Here is a 3,491-nt window from a genome sequence, read left to right as displayed (position 1 = left end):
CCCCGTTCTACAGGTGAGGAGGCGGCGCGAGAAGAAGCCCTAAAGAGACGGCGGCAGCGCATCCAGCAGGTGCGCGACCTGCACGCTCAAGGGATGAGCATCAGCGCCATTGCCAGGCACGCCAAAGCTAGCCGCACCTTTGTCCGCCACAGCATCAGCCTGGACGCCCTGCCCGAGAGGCGTCCCAGAAAGCAGCAGGTAAGTCTGCTCGACCCGTTCAAGAGGTATTTAGAGCAGCGCTGGCAAGAGGGCTGTCGGAATGCCAAGCAGTTATGGCGCGAGGTGCGCGACCGGGGCTACCCCGGAGGGTACAAGCGGGTCCATCAGTGGCGGCAAAGACAGCGCCTGCAGGACGCTAGAGCAGCAGAGGGAGACACTACGCCCCTCAAGGCGCGCTCGCTCTCGTCTTACCGCAAGGGCTTCGCGTCGCGGCAGCTGGTGTGGCTGCTCGTTCACGACGCCGAGCGCCTAAGGGCTGAGGAACAGGAGGTGCTCGGTAGGCTCTCTCAACAAGAACCGCTCATAGGGCAGATACGCGATCTGGCGCAGGAGTTCCGTAACCTCTTCAAGAACAAGTGTCCTGAAGCGCTAGACGCCTGGTTTCATAAGGTTGCCGAGACAGCTCTGGAAGACCTCAAAACCTTCGCGACTTCACTGAGGCGTGAGCAGGACGGACTGACAGCCGCCATCGCGTTGCCTTGGAGCAACGGAAGAATCGAGGGAACGGTGACGAAAATCAAGCTGATCAAACGGAGCATGTTCGGCCGGGGGTCGTTCGAGTTGCTGCGCAAGCGCATCCTGCTGGCAACCTAGCCCCTGCACCAAAATGTCGGAAGAGCCTGATTGTCTTCCTAAAACCCCATATTTCGAATTGCTGCGGGTTGGAGGAAAGGCGTTAAGCGCGGGGTCGACGAGGAGTTGACGTTTGAGCAACAAGTCGACGCCCCACCCGCCCCAGGCTTCGCGCAGAGAGGAAGATCATGAACGTACCAGAATTAATCCAGAACTTGGAGCAGTCCCTAAAGGTGGCGCGGCAAGCCATCGATGCTTGGAGTGCCGATGGGCCACGACTAGTACCCGCAGGGGTGCCTCCGCTCACCCACGCGCCCGCCTCGAGCGCCCAGGCTGCCTGGGAGGACGACGGCGGAAGCCAAGCTGCAGCGACCTTATTTAATTTAGGCTCTTTATGGATTCCACGGGGCTGAGACGAAGCGCTTCACGGGAAATCCCACCAGGTCCGTCCACAACGTCATTCATGCAAAACCGCCTCCCGTTGCCGCCCCTTAAAATTATGCCGCCTAAGGAAAGCGGTGGCGGGGATAGTGAGTTGAGGAACCGGACACGTAGTAGCCTACCCTCCGAGCTGTGAACCTTAATTTGTCAAAGCCCTTGGCAGGCAGCTTCGGCTTATGGGATGAGCTATCGCTGGCTGTTCCTTAATAAGCCTATACAGCCACTGGTTCCAGCAGGCTGTCAGTGCTCAACAGCTTTCCCATTAAAAACAACTTGACGGAACCTGTTTAAACCAGTTGTTGGGTCAAAACGTATACCGACAGACAGTGTAGAGGCTGGCACCCTAAGCTCATGTGGCGCCTCTCGGGGCTTCGCCACGTCCCCTCGAGGAGGAGAGGCTGCGCGGCGGCCGCCCCTTCAACCAGCTAGATTAAAAAGGAGAAGCCATGACCACACAACATGTCAACGCGATCGTGATAGGGGCCGGTCAGGCCGGCGGACCATTGGCGGGTGCGCTTGCCAAAGCTGGTTGGAAGGTGGCCCTCGTCGAGCGGGCGCACGTCGGCGGCACCTGCGTGAATGAAGGCTGCACCCCCACCAAGACCATGATTGCCAGCGCTCGGGTCGCCCACCTTGCCCGCCGTGCAGCCGACTACGGTGTGCACACCGGCAAGGTGACCGTGAACCTCGCTGAGGTACGGGCGCGCAAGCGCGCCATCGTCGAATCCTTCCGCAGCGGCAGTGAAAACAGCCTGCGTAAGCTCGAGAACGTCACGCTGCTGATGGGCGAAGCGAGCTTCACAGGACCGAAGAAGATCAAAGTGGAAACGGCGGACGGCGTGCAGGAGCTGAGCGCCGATAAGATCTTCATCAACGCGGGAACCCGTCCGCTCAGGCCGCCCATCGAGGGGCTGAGCGAGGTGCTGGCGCTCGACTCGACCTCCATCATGGAACTCGATGAGGTGCCGGGGAAGCTCCTGGTCTTGGGCGGAGGGTACATCGGGCTCGAGTTCGCGCAGATGTTCCGCCGCTTTGGCAGTGACGTGACCATCGTTCAGCGCGGGCCGCAGCTCTTGGAGCGCGAGGACACGGACGTAGCCGAAGCGGTCGCCGGCATTCTCGCGGATGACGGTGTTGAGTTGCACCTCGGCGCAGAGGCGGTAGCGGTGCGTCAGGACGACCGGGGCAGAATCCTGCTGACCATCAAGGACGCGGAGGGCGAACAGACTCTGGAGGGCACGCACCTCCTCGTCGCGACCGGGCGGAGGCCGAACAGCGACACCCTCAACCTGGAGGCGACTGGGCTACGCGCTGATAAGCGCGGCTTCATCGAGGTGAACAGCAAGCTCGAGACGAGCGCCCCCGGCATCTACGCCCTCGGTGACATCAAGGGCGGGCCTGCCTTCACCCACATCTCCTACGACGATTACCGCATCGTTCGGGACAATCTCCTAAAGGGCGCGCATAAGACTACCGACGGGAGGCTCGTGCCCTATACCGTCTTTACCGATCCGCAGCTCGGCCGTGTCGGCCTTAGCGAAGGGGAGGCACGGGCACAAGGCTACAACGTCAAAGTTGCCAAACTCCCCATGAGTCGGGTGGCCAGGGCGCTCGAGACGGACGAGACGCGCGGCTTCATGAAAGCGGTTGTCAACGCCGAAACAGGACAAATTCTCGGCGCTGCCATCCTCGGCCTGGAGGGCGGCGAGGTTGTATCGGTCCTGCAGATGGCCATGATGGGTCGCGTGCCCTACAGTACCATCCGTGACAGCGCTTTCGCCCACCCGACGCTAGCCGAATCCCTGAACAACCTCTTCATGACCCTGGACTGAGCCGCTAGGAACGTTGGCGAATGCTTCTGCCTCGAGGAGATGCCAGGTCAAATTGTTGACGCAATATCCACTACCTTCGGCCTACTATTGAAACCAAAGCTAGGAGGTGGCAGGTAAAACAACACGACGGGCAGTCTGACTCACCTGAAGAAGGGGCAGATGGAGGGCAGGCTGAAACCAACACACTTCGCGATTAGGTCAGTTCACTCGCCCCATGCGATCTAAGCACTGCAGGATTCCGAAGGGAAAAAACAGGGACAAGGGTTGTGCAGGGAAGGCTGAGGGTAAGGCCAAAACTTTCTTGCTAAACCCACAGATGACAGCAAAAAAAACTAAGGAGGCTGACATGAAAGACAACCACGAACCCAGAGAACACGGCTATACGCGCAGGCAGCTACTCAAACTCGGTATCGGGATTGGCGCAGG

At 60.0% G+C, this 3,491-nt stretch carries 2 protein-coding genes; both read left to right on the top strand.

The features are described 5' to 3' along the window. The coding region (locus M3498_00295) for a transposase (GenBank protein ID MDQ3457734.1) at positions 1–813 on the top strand (813 nt) is incomplete at its 5' end. Between the two features lie 866 nt (positions 814–1,679). Next, positions 1,680–3,065, top strand: coding sequence for a mercuric reductase (locus M3498_00290; GenBank protein MDQ3457733.1), 1,386 nt, complete (start codon positions 1,680–1,682; stop codon positions 3,063–3,065). The last annotated feature ends 426 nt before the right edge of the window (positions 3,066–3,491 follow it).

Source organism: Deinococcota bacterium (assembly GCA_030858465.1).
Classification (GTDB): domain Bacteria; phylum Deinococcota; class Deinococci; order Deinococcales; family Trueperaceae; genus JALZLY01.
Note: the sequence above shows the minus strand (reverse complement) of the source record. Positions and strands in the feature narration are given on the sequence as shown.

What these genes read in the sequence shown, in the direction of transcription:
- M3498_00290 (MDQ3457733.1), top strand. Translation starts at nt 1,680, where the DNA reads ATGACCACACAACATGTCAACGCGATCGTGATAGGGGCCGGTCAGGCC.